This is a genomic window from Agathobaculum sp. TL06 (genome assembly GCF_054658635.1).
Genome location: NZ_BAAGGY010000003.1, coordinates 157,460 through 174,849, shown reverse-complemented (window position 1 = coordinate 174,849; position 17,390 = coordinate 157,460). Strand labels below are relative to the sequence as shown.

The 17,390-nt window shown below is 47.3% G+C and carries 14 protein-coding genes and 1 pseudogene; 7 read left to right on the top strand and 8 right to left on the bottom strand.

The window, feature by feature from the left end; genetic code table 11:
* Window positions 1–194: 194 nt before the first annotated feature.
* Window positions 195–518, top strand: a pseudogene (locus ACYQ3S_RS03035) (phosphoketolase family protein); the annotation flags it as partial.
* Between the two features lie 480 nt (window positions 519–998).
* On the opposite strand, the gene ACYQ3S_RS03030 reads toward ACYQ3S_RS03035, so the two are convergent.
* From ACYQ3S_RS03030 to ACYQ3S_RS03015, 4 genes are all read right to left on the bottom strand, one after another.
* Complete coding sequence (locus ACYQ3S_RS03030) at window positions 999–2,411, bottom strand: MFS transporter (protein WP_459687264.1); 1,413 nt, start codon at window positions 2,409–2,411, stop codon at window positions 999–1,001.
* A gap of 184 nt (window positions 2,412–2,595) precedes the next feature.
* A complete protein-coding gene (locus ACYQ3S_RS03025; RefSeq protein ID WP_459687263.1) occupies window positions 2,596–3,363 on the bottom strand; it encodes an SDR family NAD(P)-dependent oxidoreductase in 768 nt (255 codons plus the stop codon).
* A gap of 56 nt (window positions 3,364–3,419) precedes the next feature.
* Window positions 3,420–3,914 carry a VOC family protein gene (locus ACYQ3S_RS03020; protein WP_459687262.1) on the bottom strand — a complete coding sequence of 165 codons (495 nt, stop codon included), beginning with the start codon at window positions 3,912–3,914 and terminating at the stop codon, window positions 3,420–3,422.
* A 34-nt stretch (window positions 3,915–3,948) separates the two neighbouring features.
* The gene (locus ACYQ3S_RS03015) at window positions 3,949–5,007 is read right to left on the bottom strand and encodes a zinc-dependent alcohol dehydrogenase (RefSeq protein WP_459687261.1); all 1,059 of its coding nucleotides are present in this window, start codon (window positions 5,005–5,007) and stop codon (window positions 3,949–3,951) included.
* 322 nt (window positions 5,008–5,329) lie between these two features.
* On the opposite strand from ACYQ3S_RS03015, the gene ACYQ3S_RS03010 reads away from it, so the two are divergent.
* The 4 genes from ACYQ3S_RS03010 to ACYQ3S_RS02995 all read left to right on the top strand — a co-directional run bounded on the left by ACYQ3S_RS03010 (window position 5,330) and on the right by ACYQ3S_RS02995 (window position 7,996).
* A complete protein-coding gene (locus ACYQ3S_RS03010; protein ID WP_459687260.1) occupies window positions 5,330–6,310 on the top strand; it encodes a LacI family DNA-binding transcriptional regulator in 981 nt (326 codons plus the stop codon).
* A gap of 323 nt (window positions 6,311–6,633) precedes the next feature.
* A complete protein-coding gene (locus ACYQ3S_RS03005; protein ID WP_459687259.1) occupies window positions 6,634–6,876 on the top strand; it encodes an AbrB/MazE/SpoVT family DNA-binding domain-containing protein in 243 nt (80 codons plus the stop codon).
* Complete coding sequence (locus tag ACYQ3S_RS03000; protein ID WP_459687258.1) at window positions 6,840–7,181, top strand: hypothetical protein; 342 nt, start codon at window positions 6,840–6,842, stop codon at window positions 7,179–7,181. The genes ACYQ3S_RS03005 and ACYQ3S_RS03000 overlap by 37 nt, the downstream gene beginning before the upstream one ends.
* 2 nt (window positions 7,182–7,183) lie before the next feature.
* A complete protein-coding gene (locus tag ACYQ3S_RS02995; RefSeq protein WP_459687257.1) occupies window positions 7,184–7,996 on the top strand; it encodes a hypothetical protein in 813 nt (270 codons plus the stop codon).
* A 258-nt stretch (window positions 7,997–8,254) separates the two neighbouring features.
* Here the strand turns inward: ACYQ3S_RS02995 and ACYQ3S_RS02990 are convergent, their stop codons facing one another.
* Entirely contained in the window at window positions 8,255–10,102 is a 1,848-nt protein-coding gene (locus tag ACYQ3S_RS02990; protein WP_459687256.1) for a DUF262 domain-containing protein, read from the bottom strand.
* Window positions 10,103–10,213: 111 nt separating this feature from the next.
* Complete coding sequence (locus ACYQ3S_RS02985) at window positions 10,214–11,527, bottom strand: ATP-binding protein (protein ID WP_459687255.1); 1,314 nt, start codon at window positions 11,525–11,527, stop codon at window positions 10,214–10,216.
* A gap of 248 nt (window positions 11,528–11,775) precedes the next feature.
* Between ACYQ3S_RS02985 and ACYQ3S_RS02980 the strand changes: the two genes are divergently transcribed.
* Window positions 11,776–12,246 carry a CocE/NonD family hydrolase gene (locus ACYQ3S_RS02980; RefSeq protein WP_459687254.1) on the top strand — a complete coding sequence of 157 codons (471 nt, stop codon included), beginning with the start codon at window positions 11,776–11,778 and terminating at the stop codon, window positions 12,244–12,246.
* Between the two features lie 709 nt (window positions 12,247–12,955).
* The gene (locus ACYQ3S_RS02975) at window positions 12,956–14,761 is read left to right on the top strand and encodes a CapA family protein (protein WP_459687253.1); all 1,806 of its coding nucleotides are present in this window, start codon (window positions 12,956–12,958) and stop codon (window positions 14,759–14,761) included.
* 473 nt (window positions 14,762–15,234) lie between these two features.
* On the opposite strand, the gene ACYQ3S_RS02970 is transcribed toward ACYQ3S_RS02975, so the two are convergent.
* A complete protein-coding gene (locus tag ACYQ3S_RS02970; RefSeq protein WP_459687252.1) occupies window positions 15,235–16,353 on the bottom strand; it encodes an ABC transporter ATP-binding protein in 1,119 nt (372 codons plus the stop codon).
* Window positions 16,354–16,368: 15 nt separating this feature from the next.
* Window positions 16,369–17,382 (bottom strand): FecCD family ABC transporter permease, encoded by a 1,014-nt coding sequence (locus ACYQ3S_RS02965; RefSeq protein ID WP_459687251.1) that lies wholly within the window; start codon window positions 17,380–17,382, stop codon window positions 16,369–16,371.
* Window positions 17,383–17,390 lie beyond the last annotated feature (8 nt).

The following is a 17,390-nucleotide window of genomic DNA, read 5'->3' as shown; positions in this document are numbered from 1 at the left end:
GGCCGGAGTTAGCCGTCCAAGCGGATTGAATTATCAATTTGGGACAGGGTGGGGAAAGACGAGTGGGCATATCCTATTCTGTGGCACACCTGTTCAGATAGTCGACTGCACCAAGTCATTAACAGGGCAATGCTTAAAGGCGTTTGTGAAGCGAAGTGAGGATGAGCTACCACTATCCGATGCCGAATAAGGCCAAGCCGATTATCTTTGCGTTCCACGGTTATCCGACGCTGGTGCATGAGCTGACCTGCCGGCGGCACAACCGTCACCTGCATGTGCGCGGCTACAAGGAGGAAGGGACGATCACGACGCCGTTTGATATGCGGGTGCAGAATGATATCGACCGGTTCCATCTGGTGCAGGACGTGCTGATGCGCCTGCCGTAGCTGGGCAATCGGGGGACGCACCTATGGCAGAAGATAGAGAACCGTCTGATCGAGCACAAGCAATATATTACCCAGTACGACATCGATATGCCCGAAGTGAGAGAATGGGTGTGGAGCAACATGGAGAAATAAACAACTTATAAAGTTAAAGGCAGCGCCCGCAGAACGGAAGATGGTTCTGTGGGCGCTGCTGGCTATGGGGTAAGAAGATAAAAATAAGTTAAGATAACTGTAATTAATTGAAAATAATAGAAGCTTTTTGAGGGTATATACAGCCAAAGACGATTTTGAATTTCAATGCCTAGATCGGTCAGGGCTTTTTCATGCGATGCAATAAGTTCCATGTGATTTTCTCTTTATGGAGCGGGATACCGGCCGCCGCCATCGAATCGCCAAGCGCATCGATTTTCTCGAGTAATGTTACGCTGTGGCCGCGTAGCGCCAACACACGCGACGTCCAGACCAGTCGCACCGCCGCTGACACCGATTACCGGCAGCATGGAAGGTAACCGCGTCAAAGCCCGCACTCTTCGCGTTGACTGCCGCATGGGTTGAAATAAAAGAATCTCATTCTTTGCAATATCTCAAAATTAATACTACAACCGAAGCGGGTTACAACAGGCCTTGTTTCTCACGTTCGAGCAGATCTGCCATAATCTGATCGTATTTCTTGTCCAGACGATAGAATAGCATTACAATAATTACCACAGCGAATAGGATTATTGGCGCAAACTTAAACAGATTTACAATCATTTGCAAGGCGCTGTCAGGCTGTACAACGGTCGCGTCATTCGTACTGGAAATATATCCGCTTAATCCCAGCAAACCTGCGGTTGCAGAAGAAACAATGCCAATGCCAATCTTGTTGCCCACAGAACCGGCAGAGAAAACCAGTGCCTCCTGTCGAATATGGGACTTCCATTGGCCGAATTCCACCGCATCGCCTACCAGCCCAAACAGCAGTGCGAACAGTGGGCTGACGCCAATGCCGCGAAACACAGTAGTAACCAGCAACAAATTGAAATTATAAGGATCGAAGCAGAATACGATCTGTGAGACCATCGCCAAAATTGTGCCGCCAAGAATCAGGTTTCGCTTGCCGCATCTTTTGGAAACTAACGGGCAAAGGAATGTGAAAAGGATTGTAATTGCTGTCTCAGAAACATACAGTGTACTATACATCCATGTATCATTGTGCAGAATGTATTTACAATAGTATGGAAGCACAGTGCCGGTAACCGTAGTATAAGAAGTCATGCACATCCATGCCACCAGACACATCCAGAAATATTGGTTGGTTGCAAGCGCTTTCAGGCTTTGTCTGACCGGCGCTGCCTGTTGCTTCTCGCGCGCCTCGATGACTACCTGCTCTTTGCATCGCGCAAAGCAGAACAAAAGTAGAACAAATGCGATCGCGCACCACAGGCACATCGCCTTGACCCAGCCACTCTGATTGTCTCCAAGGAGCTTGACCAGCGGCAGTGTGCAGCTGACGACCAGGATACGGCCAAACGGCGCCATTCCCATGCGGAATACCGATAGTAGATCGCGTTCGCGGGATGCTCTGGTCATCATTGCCGATAGACTGCCGTAAGGTAAATTGAGTGCAGTATAGATCACAGTTGTACATAGATTATAGGTGATAAAGATGTAAATCAGCTGCAGGTTTTCGTTTGTTTGTGGCACTGTAAACATTAGTACGCCCGCAATCGCATACGGAAGCGCCATCCACAATACCCACGGCCTGGACTGCCCCCATTTGGAATGCGTTCTTTCAACAATAAAACCCATAATAAAGTCTGATATACCGTCAAAAACGCGGGAGATCAGCATAATAACTGCAATTGCTCCAGCGTTAATCCCAATATAGTCAGTATAGAACAATGTCAACAGCGTGCCTACCATGCCGTAAACAACATTACAGGCGGTATCGCCGCATCCGTATGCTACGCGAGTAATAAACCCTAACGGTTTTTCATTCTTCGCAACCGCATCTGCTCGAAGATGTTCAGTGCTTGTACTCATTAACAGCTCCTCCTTGCCCTCTTTTTTGCCGTTAAGAACATAAAAATAAATCCTTGTGTGACAAGGTATTTTCTATAAGCAAATAGCCTGTTACACCATGCTTTAACAGGCAAATACCACCTTTGGCTCTCAAATATCAATTTGTTTCCCCAAAGGTGGTATCGCTTTCTCATGTCCTATTCCTTTATCGAGCTGTGTAACCTCCATCTACTGGCATATTAACGCCAGTGATAAAGCGTGCTTCGTCAGAGGCAAGAAATAATACGGCGTGGGCGATATCGATCGGCTCGCCAAGAAAACCGATCGGATGCTTTGGGAGCATTTCATTAATATATGCCTGCTCGCCGCCTTCTACCTCGCGTGCCTTGGCTAATGTCAGTTCAGTTAAAACAGTGCCAGGGCAAACAGAGTTAACGCGGATACCGCTTTTGCCATAGCAGATTGCATCGGTACGCGTCATGTTTGCAACGGCACCCTTGGCTGCACAATACGGTGCAGATTCGTTGGCCCCAATGATCCCGTAAATCGAACAGAAGTTAACGATGCTGCCCTTCCCATTCTGCTTCATCAGCGGGACCGCATGCTTCGTCATTAGGAAAGTACCCTTTGCGTCTACCGCAAAGACTGCATCCCAGTCTTTTTCGTCAACTTCATGCGCCCACTGGTTGACGCCATTAATTCCGGCACAGTTGACCAGAATATCTAATTTCGAAAAATCTGCAATAACATTCTTCATTAAGATTTCAATGCTTGCCTCATCCGAAATGTTGACTTGATAAGCGTTGGCAATACCGCCGGCCGCATTGATTGCTTCTGCAGTCTGCTTCGCAGTTTCTGCATTTAAATCGCAAACAGCAACTTTACAGCCTTCCCGCGCGAATAACTCTGCCGTAGCTTTACCCATACCTGCACCTGCACCAGTAACGATTGCTACCTTGTCCTGAAGTCTCATGATTATCCTCCTCATATAATAATTTTTATCATGTGACAAAGCAATGCTGCTTTGATTCACTTTTGACGTGAATTTTTGATGTACTCGGAATCCTCGTTCAGCTGGACGATCTCACAGCAGATACCATCTGGATCGCGGGAGTAGACCCAGCGCCAAACCAGTTCGCCCTCTCGGATACAGTCATTGATCTCGGAATGGAAAATTACCCCTTCATTCTTGAGTTTTTTATAAACCGCTTCAATATCGTCAACATTGACTGCGATATGTGCGGAGCCTGCAATCGACGGATCGCCATGGTATGGGATATTCGTCTTAGGCTCGAGATACTGCAGAAACTCAATTTGCAAGCCAGCCAAATCAACCATGGCTACCCGCAGCTTTCCATAGGGGTTTTCCAACATGTCCCCCATGACGTAGCGCCCTAACTCAGGGCCTTCGTCCACTGTTTCCGTAAGCAGCTTGCCGCCCAGCAAATCACAATAGAAATGAAGGCTTTTGTCAATATCCATTACGGTATAACTCATATGCCCGATGCCGACAACCTTTGCCATATCTTTGAACACCTCACTGTGCTTTTTGATTTAATCAGTCCTCAAAGGTGAGCATAACCTTAAAGGCTTCCTCCGGATGATTGATCGCGAGATCCATGCCCTTGTCCAGCTCCATAAACGGGATGTGGTGGGTGGTCAGCTCGTCGAAGTTATACCGATCCTTGATCGCATTCATGAAGCGGATCGTGCGCTGCATCCAGTTCTTGGTGCCGCCCGAGCCCTTGATTTTCAGAGTGCTCCAGATCGTCTTGCCGATCTCCACCGGCACCTTGCGGCCGATCGAGTGGCCGATCAGATTCACGCGGCAGCTGTGGCCTGCTACATCAAAGATCGCTGCCAGCGCCGCGTTGCTGCCCGACGCCTCCGCGATTACAGACGGGCCGTGGCCATCGGTCGCCGTTTTAATCTGCTCGTAGTAGTCCTCGTCCAGCGGGTTGAGTACAACGTCCGCGCCGAACTTGAGCGCGCGCTCGCGGCGTACCGCATTAACATCGGAGACAACCACCTTCGCGCCCGAGGTCTTGGCAACCATCGCCGCCGACAGACCGACCGGACCTGCGCCCATGATCAACGCATAATCCGATGCGTCAATATAGCCGCCGTTGCCCCAGATGCCGAAATAGCCGATCGAGAACGTCTCGACCCATGCGCCCCAGTCATAGGACCAGTCGTCCGGAATCTTATATGCGTATTCCTCTTCGATGACGAAGTATTCGCCCATGCCGCCGGGGGAATCCGGACGGAAGCCCAGCTCGCGGAAGTTCAGGCACGCGGACGGCATCAGGCCCTCCTTGCAGTTGGCGCAGTGGCCGCAGGCCAGCACGCACTCCGCCGTTACCTTGTCGCCCTCCTTGAATGTGGTGACGCCCGAACCGATGGCGACGACCTGGCCGCCAACCTCGTGGCCCGGGGTATAAGGTGCGATATCATAGCGCCCCTCTGCCGACTCACCAAGGTAGCAGTGTACATCCGAGCCACAGATGCCGCAAGCCTTGGTTTTGACCAGGATCTGGTTCGGCTTCAGCTCCGGCACCTCTACGTTCTCAATGCGCAGGTCCTTCGGTCCGTGCATAAATGCAATGTTTGCTTTCATGGTTTTTACTCCCTTCTTTTTTTGCGTAATATATTGCTATATGGGACGGTGGTAATACGGCCTCACACATGAATATAAGGCACTCAAATATGAAACATTTCATAATTTTTGAAATATTTATTTTATGTTTGCATTATAATAATATAAGTTTATACTGTCAATCTGGATTCTTGATAGAATTGTTGCATAAAGTTTGTAAAAATACTCGATTAGATTTGTTTATTTTTACAAATGATGTTTTATTATATATTGACATTTGAACAAAAATATCTTAAAATTAATGAAACAAAAATAAATTGTTGCAATTTGAGGATAAAAGATTATGGAAAAAAAGAATAAAATTAATATGCGATTAATAGCCCAATCTTTGGGAATATCAGCAGCTACGGTATCACGGGCATTACACAATCCAGAAAAAGTGAAGCCAGAAACGCTAAAAAAAGTCCTGAATGCAGTTGATGAACTTAATTATGTTCCAAAACAACTTCCTCCTTCGTCTGCAAATCTGATTGCTTATGTAATCAGTAATATTAACAATCAATTTTACAATGAAATTCTTCGCAAACTCACCGATTTCGCAGTTGCCGAAAATTACTTTGTGCTTGCATGCAACACAAATGGTGATCCGATAATTGAAAATAATATGTTTGATTATTTCCAAAAGATAGGCTGCGCCGGCATTGTTCTTACCGGCTTGACACGTCTAAAAAATATCTATACAGATATTCCGACAGTCCTCCTCAGTTCCCCAGATACTACAGAAGGGAATTTTTACAGTGTGCATGCTGATAGTGACGCGGCCATGAAAATATTGATTGATTATCTTATGAAGCTAAATCACCGGAAGATAGGCTTTATTTCAGGTGATGCACAAAGCTTGGCAAGCAAAGAGCGGTCTTCGGCATTTATTCGATACATGCGCAGTCTCGATCTTAATCTTCCTGAGAGCTACATTTATTCAGGTGGTTTTGATATTAATAGTGGCTTAGCTGCCTTTGACTATTTTTATTCCATTCCTGATATGCCAACTGCAATTATTTCTGCCAATGATGATATGGCCAAAGGATTTATTATTCGCGCAAACTCATTAGGCATAAAAATACCTAACGATATTTCCATTTGTGGAATTGACGCTATGGATGGAGACATTTTCTCCCCTCGAATTACATCTGTTCACCAGAGCATCAACGAGATCGCGAGAAAAACTTTTTCGATTATTCGTGATGGCAATGAAGGAACGCACCAAAAACACTCAGTATTTCCTGTGGTGTTTTCTCCTGGGAATACTTGTTATAGACGATAGCGGCTGAAACATATCAATCCGGTAGAGTTGATGTACTAAAAAGGCCATTATAGAACAAAAAGATTCCGCAACTTGTCTATACACTATTAACTGAATAGTTAAAATTGAATCGGTGACTAAAAACAGCCAGAATCTGATAACACTCAGATTCTGGCTGTTTAATACGAAAGTCTATGTATCTCCGATGGTTAATACAAAACATATCGGTAAAAGAGGTCTGAAAAGTGAAAAACGGGCGTTTTTTAGCATGCTTGTTTCAACTCGGCTGAAAATAATTGCATTATTGGTGTCCAACAGATATAATAAAAACGAGGTGAAGCAGCGTGAAAATACAGGAACGCAAGGCGAATATACTCATTAACAAAGCTGGTGGAACCGCGGGACCAGAAGGAAAAAACTATCGTGTAATCCTGCCTGCTGCCTGGGTAAAACAACTGGGAATAACAAAGGAGGATCGGGAGGTCTTGCTGCAATTTGATGGGGAATGTATTACCTTCGACGCACAGCGCCGGCAAGCTATGAAGACTTTATGGCAGATGCCCGCAGTCGGGGACATGATCTGCTGATTTTTCACTTTTACGATAATAAAAGGCTTTGCACGAAAATCTGCGCCGACCGAACATCGTATCGGCTTGCTGTTGAAAATCTGGTCAGCGACTCACTATCTACAGCTTTTGGTGTTAACCAGACGCCGGCGTGGGATGATCTGAGCAAGTTTTTGGAGAGCCGCTGTATCCCACGTCAGAGGGACGGTCTGCAATACTATCTGGCAGAGTTGGGACTGGATCAATATGCCCCTTTGGCTATTATCCGAAAAACGGAAGGGCGGATGGCAGAAGATGCCTGCTGGATCAAAATTGTGGAGGGGTGAATATGGCGATCCAATTGACCACCGGCAACCATATTGCGGGGACCTCGTCTAAAGGGAACCAGGAAAAGTGGCGGGAGGACAGCCGCTGGTACAAGCTGGATCTGTTCGGCTATGAGGGGTTGGCCGAGACAGTCACGCCCATTTTGTTGGCCAAAACCACTGTGGAAGCATTGGGGGTTCGCTATGTATCCTATCGTATGGAACGAGTAGAAGCGCATCGCCACATCCGGAACGGCTGCTCCAGCCCTGATTTTTTACAGCCGGGCGAGGCGATTCTCACGATTGCGGACCTGTTCCGGAAAGGCGTAGGATCAGATTGGCAGAAAACAGTATCCCGCTTGCCGAATTTCCCAAGTAAAATCCAGTGGATGGTGGAACAGACCGTACGGCTCACCGGTCTCGTACATTTCGGTGCTTATTTGACACTGTTGTTTGAAATAGATATGCTATTCGGTAATGCGGACCGGCATTTGGATAACGTTGCTATTCTGCGCAGAGAAGAGCGGTTTGATTACTGTCCTCTCTTCGACCTTGGTGCAGGGCTGCTCTCCAACGTCAGGGACTATCCGATGGAAATTGCTCCCAAGGCTTTGCTGCGCCAGCTTCGGGCGCAGCCGTTGGACACAACTTTCACCAGACAGGTCCATGCGGCTGAAGCAGTGTACGGAGTCCAACTGGAGTGGGATTTTGATTTGACAGACATAGAAACCCCATTAGCGGAACCGCTGCGATTTTATGCAGAAAGAGAAATGTGGTATATTTGTGATCGCGTGGAGACCTGCATTAAAATGCAGAAAGCAAAACTGGAATGGTGATATCACTCAGTCCTGACATCAAAGATGGACACAAATCGGTTATCAGAAGTGCAATGGCTGGCGATGATTATATGATCTGGTGTATTAACTTTTAGAGAAATAGAGGAACTCCTCTATAGCTAGTATGCTGCCAAGCCGTTATTTCAAGCAGGGGTAACATGAGCAGGTATGCGTGACATTCCTACCCCTAATGTTACCCCTGACATAATGAAAGCAACGAGATATATGTGCTCCAAATGGACAAATAAAAGGTAAAAATTATTCGCCAAAGATAAACCTAACGATTCTATCACTTGCTTTGTCAGTGGCGCTCATAATATCATCTTTCTTCCAATAAGGCTTATTAGCACTCTGATATTTGGAAACCAAGGCACGAGCTATAGGATATTTGCTGTCGATATATCCTGTCTTGTTCTCGAGTTTAGTGGAAACCTTAGTTCTAAACCATTCGTTTCCGATTGCTCGATTAATCTTTTCTTCAAGAAGAATCTTGTTGCCTAATTTGTTTACGACACCGTAGAATTCTTCTTCACTGTCAATCTCGGCATCTTTTCTAATTTCCTGAAGGTTGTTGCCGCTATATGGCATAATGTGTTCAATGTCATATTTTGTTCCAAGTGTAAAACTTAGATCTTTTTCTTTTGCAAAAAGAAACTCGTTCAGATATACCAGCACATTGCCATCGTAGTCATGTAAAGCTGCCCAAATAGTTTCTTTGTCCCAATTAGAACAGATATGTTCATTAAAATCCTGTGTGATTTCATCGACAGTGGTGCTTCTACTAACGAGCTTGGTTTCTGCCCCGAATAAAAATGTCTTAAAATATTTACTGGAATAACCAACATCGACAAGTTCGAGAAGAGAAAACAGACGAAGCAAACACTCAAGAATCGGTTCAACAAGTTCTTCTGTAATATTTTCCTCATCAAATCTAAAGAAGTAGCTTGCCAAGAACAGTTTTGTGTTCTCGTTGAACTTTAGCAGAACTTTCATTTGAGGATATTCAGAAACCTTTTTCCAAACCTTAGCCAGTTTAACCATATCAGAACACATACCGATAGGATCAGTAATTGGCATTTTATTAATCTCAGTAAAATACCTTCTTAAGCCAGGTGTAGTCACATTGATTGCACCTGTTTCACTTATCGTTTCTTTGTTAATCGTTCGTATGTAATACATATACTGCATCAAAATCGAATTGATATCCGCTATACGAGTGCATTCCAATTCGTTTATGCAGTTGTTCAACTGTTTCCACAAATCGGCAAACTCTTTTTCTTTTCCTCTTTTCTCTGCTTCCGAGTATAGCTTCGCAGAGATGATATCCGAGTCGTAAAGAGGAAGCCCATCAGAGTTGAGAGAATTAAACATAGTGATAGCTTGCTCAACTTGCCAGCTTTTAATTTCAATTACTTCACAGTTGTCCGTAATGGATTTCGCAATACTGTTCAATTGAGAATCTGACAGTTCACTTATCTTTCCATAGAAGAATTTGAAATTCCTAAAAAAGTTAGTATATTTGTTGTCTTTTTGCCTGTATTTGATTTTAATTACTCTTGCTTCTGCTGAAGCGTAATCCGTAGCTTGAAGAATTGTTGACAATTCTGTCTTGTATTGCTCGTTTATAGAAAAATTCTCAAGGATGATTTCACGACGGCATATTTCAGCATCTTTAGCTGCATCGGGCTTGTCTGAAATATCTTCTGTTTCTGCTTTGTACAGAATACCCATTATTCTTCTTCTGCGTTCCTGTAAACCACGACAGAGGCTTGCAGAGTCCTCGTCACTTGCGGTTCGTTCAATTGCAATATTGATTCTGACCAGCAAAGCTTTTAATAACAATAAAAATGTGGTAGTTCTCTGCTGTCCGTCAATAAGTCCATACTTTGTGTCATTATCCTGACAGTTGATAATAACTGTTCCGAAGAAGTATCTATCCTTGCTTTCGCTTTCAACAAAGTCATTGATGTCTTGCCACAGCTTATCGCAATTATCAATGCCCCAAGAATACGCACGCTGGTATTCCGGTATGGTAAAAACAGTATCTTCTTCGAGTTTCAGATAATCACCAATCTTTTTAAGTTTGGGTTCAATATTCTTTGCCATAATCAGGCCTCCATAACCGTTCTAAATATTTCATTGAGCTACCGTTCGTCTAACAACAATGCTTCTCCGTTGTTACACATTACTCAGATTGGTGCTATAATGAGAAAAAATTTAACGTAGCTCATCTATTGTTTTATCAATCTTCTCAATTGCATAGAGCGGCAAATTTATAAGCCAATCTTCCTTTTTGAAATCTGCCATCGAAGTGCGAACAGATATATCAGGTGAAAACTTCTCCTGATATGTTTTCAAGCTCTTTGCCCTAAGGTTAACTTCCGCCTTCACTTCAACCGGAATAATTTGCTCACCTGTATCAATAACAAAGTCAACCTCACAAGAACCCCTATCGTTGGTATAATAATAAACACCTAAATCCTCGATGGTTTTTAATTGTTGACAAACATATTGTTCAGTAAGAGCGCCTTTGAATTCGACAAAAAGATCGTTCCCATCAAGCAAAGTACGTTGGCGAAGCCCCGTCATACATCCGAGTAATCCCACGTCTACCAAAAATAACTTAAATGCTTTTAAGTCCTCATACGCCCGTAGCGGGATAGCCGCTGCATTAACTCGGCTGACCTTATGAACAAGACCGCAATCACTGAGCCACATAATTACGGTTTCGTAGTCCTTCGCACGAGCACCTTCACGGACGAGCCCGTAGATGAATTTTTTGTTTTCTTTGGCTAACTGAGAAGGAATACTGTTCCACAACATACGAAGTCTCGGAACGATCTCATTTGGAGCATGCTTGGAAAAGTCTTGTTCGTAGGCTGCAAGGATTCGCTTTTGAATTTCACGAACTTCGTTAAAGTCTTTACTCTCTGCGAAGCTTTGCACAGCTTCAGGCATACCACCGACAAAGTAGTATTGCTTTAAGGAATCGATATATGTTTGCTTAAAGCATGTAATCATCCCAAAGTCTTGCTTATCAAGAAGTTCGGCAAAGCGTTCTTTATCGGTTGCCATCAAAAATTCTTTGAACGAAAGAGGATAAAGCTTTAAAAAATCTACTTTGCCAACGGGAAAAGATGTGCCTTGATGCAAAGCGATACCAAGCAAAGAACCGGCACATACAATGTGGTACTGAGGGACGTTTTCGTAAAAATACTTAAGAGATGCCAATGCTCTCGGAACTTCCTGTACTTCATCAAAAATCAGCAAAGAATTGTCTGGATCAATTTTGCGACCAGCATACAACTCTAATCCCATAATTAAGCGGTCAGTATCCAGATCAGAAGCAAATAACTCCGCCATTCTGGAATTAGAATCAAAATTGATATATATGGTATCTGTATACGCCTGCTTGCCGAATTCTTTCATTAGCCAGGTCTTGCCAACTTGACGTGCTCCTTCAATAATTAAGGGTTTGCGGCGTTTGCTTTGTTTCCATTTTAATAGCTTTTCAATAGCAATTCGGTACATACATGCACCTCCGTCATTGTAATATGAGTATAGTATATCACATGATTACAAAAATTACAACGAGTTTTGGGTGTATATGTACGTTTTTTACAGCGATTAAAGCTGGTGAGTCTCATAATATTCTGACAGATTAAAATACAAGCGATGCTTGGCAGGTTTACCGAGCATCGCTTGCGTATAGCTTTATTGAGTTAGCAACAAGTCAATTCACTTTTGATGATTTCTTCTGCACGATTGCAGATATTAAATTGATTGATGTTTTTCCAGACGGAACAGCTATTAATTTAGCTACTGGTGGACAAAGAGCGCGGTATCGGAACGATCGAAAGAACCCGCAGGCGTTGACTCCTGATGAGATTACCTGTTTTGAGTTTGGTGTTCAGGCAATAAGCAATGTGTTCAAAGCTGGTCACCGCATCAGAATTGAAGTAACAAGCAGTGATGCGTATATGTATGATATCAATCCGAACCAGTTCATTGATTTGCGTACGGCAAAGGCGTCGGATTACCGAACCGCGAAACAGACGATTTATCATGACGCCGAACATCCTTCGGCAGTGATATTGCCGATAATCTCCCAAGAACATAAGCGCGACTGGATTGAAGCATGGCCATTCAGCCCCTCGAAAACTGGTGGATATGACGGCATCGCGGCGCAAAATATTACATATCGTCTCAATGCGCCGATTGAAACTGATGCGAATGTTCTGGGTCAGTAGGGGGATTGGAGTTTGTTTGATCGTGTACAGCGCATGATTATTGCGCTTGTTAAAGCGGAGCGTGAACGCCATACGGGTCGATGCGGGAAGCCGCTTTGTTTTGATGAGAGCCGAAAGGTTCGGGTCAAAGCGTAGAAAAGCGGTTATTGAGGGTGATTTTCGTAGCAGGCGAAGGCATTTCCGGCAATGCTCTCTTTCTGGCTTCTGAACCCAGTACGAATATTACCTGTGACGAGTGTTCTTCATTGTATGCCAGCTTGGCGGGCTGGGCGCCGATGGTGAAGGTTGTACAGTTATAGGTATTCGCATCATCATAGATGAGCTCCGCTTTAGCTGGTATACTGCCAAGCCGTTATTTCAAGCAGGGGTAACATGAGCAGGTATGCGTGACATTCCTACCCCTAATGTTACCCCTGACATAATGAAAGCAACGAGATATATGTGCTCTAAATAGACAAATTAGTTGAGATAACTGCAATAAAATGAAGATAATAGAAGCTTTTTGAGGGTATATACTGCCAAAATCGACTTCGAATCCCACCTTCTCCGCCAGATAATCGCACTTTTTCTTGATGAAAAAGTGCGATTTTTATTTTAGCCCCAATTTTATTCCCGATCCGTATGCTCCCGTCGGATAACCAGGCAAAATGTCTTGCAATATTGCCTGAAATATAGTAATTTGGTACTATAAGAAAGAGAGAGGTGCTGCATGATGCGGAAAACAGTTTGTACCCTCGTGCTGACGGCCATGCTGGCCGGACTGCAGGCGGGCGCATGGGACGGTTCAGAACTCTCGATGAGTTACTGGGCGCAGGAGGGCGTGGCCGCCGCCTACCAAAGCGGGGCTGTTTCGGACGAGTTTGATTTGGGTAAGGATTATACCAAACCGATCACGCGCGCGCAGATGGCACGTCTGACTGTGGATCTCGTCATCAGCGAGCAGCAGATAACGCTGGCCGATCTGGCAGGACAGCTCGGTATCCAGTTGGAGCAGATCCCGTTGCTGCCCGCGCAAACGCAGCCTGAATCAGACGATCCGACAGCCGATGGCGAGGGGACGACGGAAGCACACCTCGAAGAAGCGCAGGAAGCGAACGACAGTAAAACAGAAGATATCCCCCCTGCAGCGGAAGATACAGCGGCTGACGATACGACAGCAGATACGTCACTGACGGCAGACGACGAGGCGGGGACAGGCGGCGCCACGGAAGCTGAGGCTGCAAACGGCGATCCGCTTGACGGCGGGCTGCCGCCCGTTGTCTCCGGCAGTTTTTCGGATACGAAGAGCGTATATGTGGAAGCAGCCGCGCAGCTTGGGATTGTCAAGGGGGCGGACGGGCTGTTCCGGCCGGATGATAAAGTCTCGCGGGCTGAGGCGGCAACAATGATGCAGCGGTGCATGGGCGTGCTCGGCCGCACCGAAGCCAACCTTCAGCCGCAGCAGTTTATGGACAGCTATGCGATCCCGCGCTGGGCAGTCGAGTCGGTTAAGTATGTTTCCGGCCGTACCGATCTTTCCGGACAGCCTATTATGGGCGGTTCCGGCGGCAGGTTTTCCCCGCAGGACAGCTACACGATCGAGCAGGCGATTCTGTCCATCGGGCGCATGAAAAACTCGCTTTCAATTATGGATGCCGCCGAAGATTGGCGCAGCGCGCCGGGGTATGACAGCGTAACGCTCACGCTGACCTTTGGCGGTGACTGCACGCTCGGGCGCGGGCATAATTTCGCATACAGCGGTTCATTCGATGAAATGTACGACAACAAAGGCGCCGCATATTTCTTTTCCGGCATCCCAGAATTCTTTGACGATGATCTGACGATGGTGAACTTTGAGGGGGCGCTGACCAATGCCACCGCGCACGCGAATAAAACGTTCGTCTTTAAGGGGAGGCCGGAATATGCCAAGGTGCTGGAGGCAGGCAGCATTGATGTTGTCTCGCTTGCCAACAATCATTCTATGGATTACTTGCAGCGCGGATATGACGATACGGTGCGCTATCTGTCCCCTTACGTCCAGGTCTCGGCATACGACCGCATGCCGATTGTAACTGTCAAAGGCGTGCGGATTGGCTTTGCTTCCAATGTAGGCTGGTCATTCGACAGCGCGCAGAAGCGGTTTATCGACAATGCGATCCGTTCGCTGCGGGAACGCGGAGCGGAACTCATCGTATTCAACTATCATTGGGGGATCGAACGCTCCTATCACAGCGATCCTACCCAGCAGGCGATTGGACGCTACTGCATCGACCAAGGCGCGGATCTGGTCATTGGCCACCATCCGCACGTCGTGCAGGAGGTAGAGACCTACAAGGGCAAGCAGATCGCCTATTCTTTGGGGAATCTGGTGTTCGGCGGCAACAATAACCCGTCGGACAAAAACTGCCTGATCTACCGGCATACGTTTACGCTCGATCTATACAGCCGTCAGGTTACTGCCTCCTCTCATCAGGCCATTCCCTATCTGGTTTCTTCCGTATCGTGGCGGAACGACTACCATCCTGTAAAGCGCTGAGTGTTTTCACCGGCATTCTAAGTTGGTGAGAACAGCCAGGGTGTCCGATATACAAAGAACAGCCTCGGATCAGATCCGAGGCTGTTTAAGTTGTTGTGCGCTACAGTGTCAATCGGGGTTGCTTGGCCGCATAAAGCTGCCGAGCTGTGGTGCTGCGAAGCCGGTCTTTGTTTAGACAGTAGGATAAATCTTGCCCTTTTTAATGAGCCTTGCGCGGAGTGGAGGGCGAACGTTTTTATTTTACATATACTCTCGAACTTCTTATATAAGTGAATTTGTACCACAAAGAAAAAGGGGTGGCTGTGATACCACAGCCGCTCTGGTATAATCATTTCGGTTCAGGATCACACCGCGCGGTATCATGATAAACTGATATGCCTTTATACGATAAAATAAAACCGGCGTGAGAACAAAAATAAACCGTTCCGCATGAACCGTGCAGATACACTGGAGGCACCACTCCCATTGGCACCCTACGCCTCGCAAGGCAAGTCGGGAATCTCGTCACATAATTTGCGGCCTGCTTGCTGCCGCAGTTCTTCGTTTGCCTGATTAAACGGGCCGAACGTTTGGCATGGGCAGAGCACATATCGGCAGGCGTCCATCACAGCGCATGCGGACTGTAATGTCTGCTTGGCGATCGGCTGATAGGCATGTTCGGAAATGACCTCCACTGCCAGCATGGACGCGACAGGATAATCCATGTCGTTTTCATGCAGGATACCGGCGGCGAACGGGATACCGCGCTGTTGCAGGCGGCGGTATATCGGGATTCCGCTGCCGCCTCCGCCGATGACAAACACCTGCGGCTGCCCCCGCGCTGCCTGCAGTTCTGGAAAGCCAAAGGCTTCATTATAGGAACCGGAGGTGATTCCATACAGTTCGGCAATATAGCCGCCGGAGAAAATCTCTTCCGGCGTGCCGTAGCGGTCTACCGCGTTGTGCCGGACACAAAGGATGTGATCGGATACCTTTTGCGCTAGATCGATCTCGTGCAGGGACATAACGACCGCCAGTTGTTTTTCGCGCACCAGTTGTTTGAGCATAGACAATAATTCGAGCTTATAGCGGATATCCAGAAAGGAGGTTGGCTCGTCAAGCACGATCACTTCAGGCTCCTGGCAGATGGCGCGTGCCAGGAGCACGCGCTGCCGCTGCCCGTCGCTGATCTGCGAAAAGTCGCAGTCATACAGCTCCTCCGCATGCACCAGCGCCATAGCTTCCCGCACTTTGCGGCGGTCGTCGGCGGATAAAATACCCATAAGCCCCGTATAGGGATACCGTCCCGTGCTGACTACATCCCCGCAGGTCATCAGTTCGAGCTGGACGCGATCGGTCATCAGGACGGACATCGACTGTGCAACTGCCTGCTCCGACAGGCTGCGCATCGCGCGGCCGTCCAGATATACGGTCCCGCCAATCAGGGCAAGCTGCCGAATGATGCTTTTCAATATAGTGGATTTACCTGCGCCATTCGGCCCGATGAGCGACAGGATCTCGCCTTTGCGGACGTGAATCGCAATATCGCGGATCAGAGGAACGCCGCGATATCCCACTGTCATGTGTTCCGTGCGGATGATATAGGTATCCACAGCGGCTTCCTCCTTTCATCCCGCCTGCATCCTGCGGCGCACCATGATGTAAATGACGACCGGTGCGCCGAAAACCGCTGTTACGGAGCTGACGCCCAATTCGGTAGGCGCAAAAGCCGTGCGCGCGATCAGATCGCAGAACAGGCAGAAGGCCGCGCCGCCCAGAAAACAGCCGGGGATGATCAGAAGCGGTTTTGCTGTCTGGAACAGGCTTTTTACCAGATGCGGTACCGCAATGCCGACAAACGAGATCGGTCCGGCAAAAGCGGCCACACAGGCTGACAGCAGGCTGGACAGCAAAATCAGGGATAAACGGAAGGCCCGAATATTCACCCCCATATTCTGCGCATAGACCTCGCCCATCTGATAAGCGCTGATCGGCTTGGAGAGCAGGAAGGCAAGCAGCAGCGCGGCCAGCACAACGGGTGCCATGATGTAAATATTTTCCCATGAAATGCCGGAAAAGCTGCCCATCGACCAGTTATGAAGATTGACGATATTGGAATCCTCCGCAAAGGTTACAACAAAATCCGTAACCGCGGAACAGATATCGCCGATCATTACGCCGCAGATGATGAGCAGCGACATTTTCCGGACCTTCTGGGAAATGAGCAGAACAAACCCCATGCATAGCATGGCGCCCATAAAGGCCGCCGCAATCATCAGCGCCGACCCGATGATCAGCCCGTGCGCAAGCGCGCCCACCATAGCCAGCGAAACCATCAGTCGGGAACCGGATGAAATGCCCAGAATAAACGGGCTGGCGATCGGGTTGGCAAAAAAGGTCTGCAGCAGAAAGCCGGAAACCGACAGCGCGCCTCCCAGTAAAACTGCGGCCAGAATGCGCGGCAGGCGGATATCCCAGATGACGGCGGTGTTTTCGCCGCTGCGGAACAGCAGGATGTGCAGCACCTCGCTGACGGACAACCGCAGGCTGCCCGAATGGATGTTCCAGACCAGCAGGGCCAGCAGCAGTATAGCCAGCATGCCGAAGGATAAGATATAGCGCCTGGTTCGTTTTTCTTCCATAGGTACCT

What these genes read in the sequence shown, in the direction of transcription:
- ACYQ3S_RS02965 (WP_459687251.1), bottom strand. Translation starts at nt 17,382, where the DNA reads ATGGAAGAAAAACGAACCAGGCGCTATATCTTATCCTTCGGCATGCTG.
- ACYQ3S_RS02975 (WP_459687253.1), top strand. Translation starts at nt 12,956, where the DNA reads ATGATGCGGAAAACAGTTTGTACCCTCGTGCTGACGGCCATGCTGGCC.
- ACYQ3S_RS02990 (WP_459687256.1), bottom strand. Translation starts at nt 10,102, where the DNA reads ATGGCAAAGAATATTGAACCCAAACTTAAAAAGATTGGTGATTATCTG.
- ACYQ3S_RS03030 (WP_459687264.1), bottom strand. Translation starts at nt 2,411, where the DNA reads ATGAGTACAAGCACTGAACATCTTCGAGCAGATGCGGTTGCGAAGAAT.
- ACYQ3S_RS02985 (WP_459687255.1), bottom strand. Translation starts at nt 11,527, where the DNA reads ATGTACCGAATTGCTATTGAAAAGCTATTAAAATGGAAACAAAGCAAA.
- ACYQ3S_RS03015 (WP_459687261.1), bottom strand. Translation starts at nt 5,007, where the DNA reads ATGAAAGCAAACATTGCATTTATGCACGGACCGAAGGACCTGCGCATT.
- ACYQ3S_RS02995 (WP_459687257.1), top strand. Translation starts at nt 7,184, where the DNA reads ATGGCGATCCAATTGACCACCGGCAACCATATTGCGGGGACCTCGTCT.
- ACYQ3S_RS03025 (WP_459687263.1), bottom strand. Translation starts at nt 3,363, where the DNA reads ATGAGACTTCAGGACAAGGTAGCAATCGTTACTGGTGCAGGTGCAGGT.
- ACYQ3S_RS03000 (WP_459687258.1), top strand. Translation starts at nt 6,840, where the DNA reads ATGGCAGATGCCCGCAGTCGGGGACATGATCTGCTGATTTTTCACTTT.
- ACYQ3S_RS03010 (WP_459687260.1), top strand. Translation starts at nt 5,330, where the DNA reads ATGGAAAAAAAGAATAAAATTAATATGCGATTAATAGCCCAATCTTTG.
- ACYQ3S_RS03020 (WP_459687262.1), bottom strand. Translation starts at nt 3,914, where the DNA reads ATGGCAAAGGTTGTCGGCATCGGGCATATGAGTTATACCGTAATGGAT.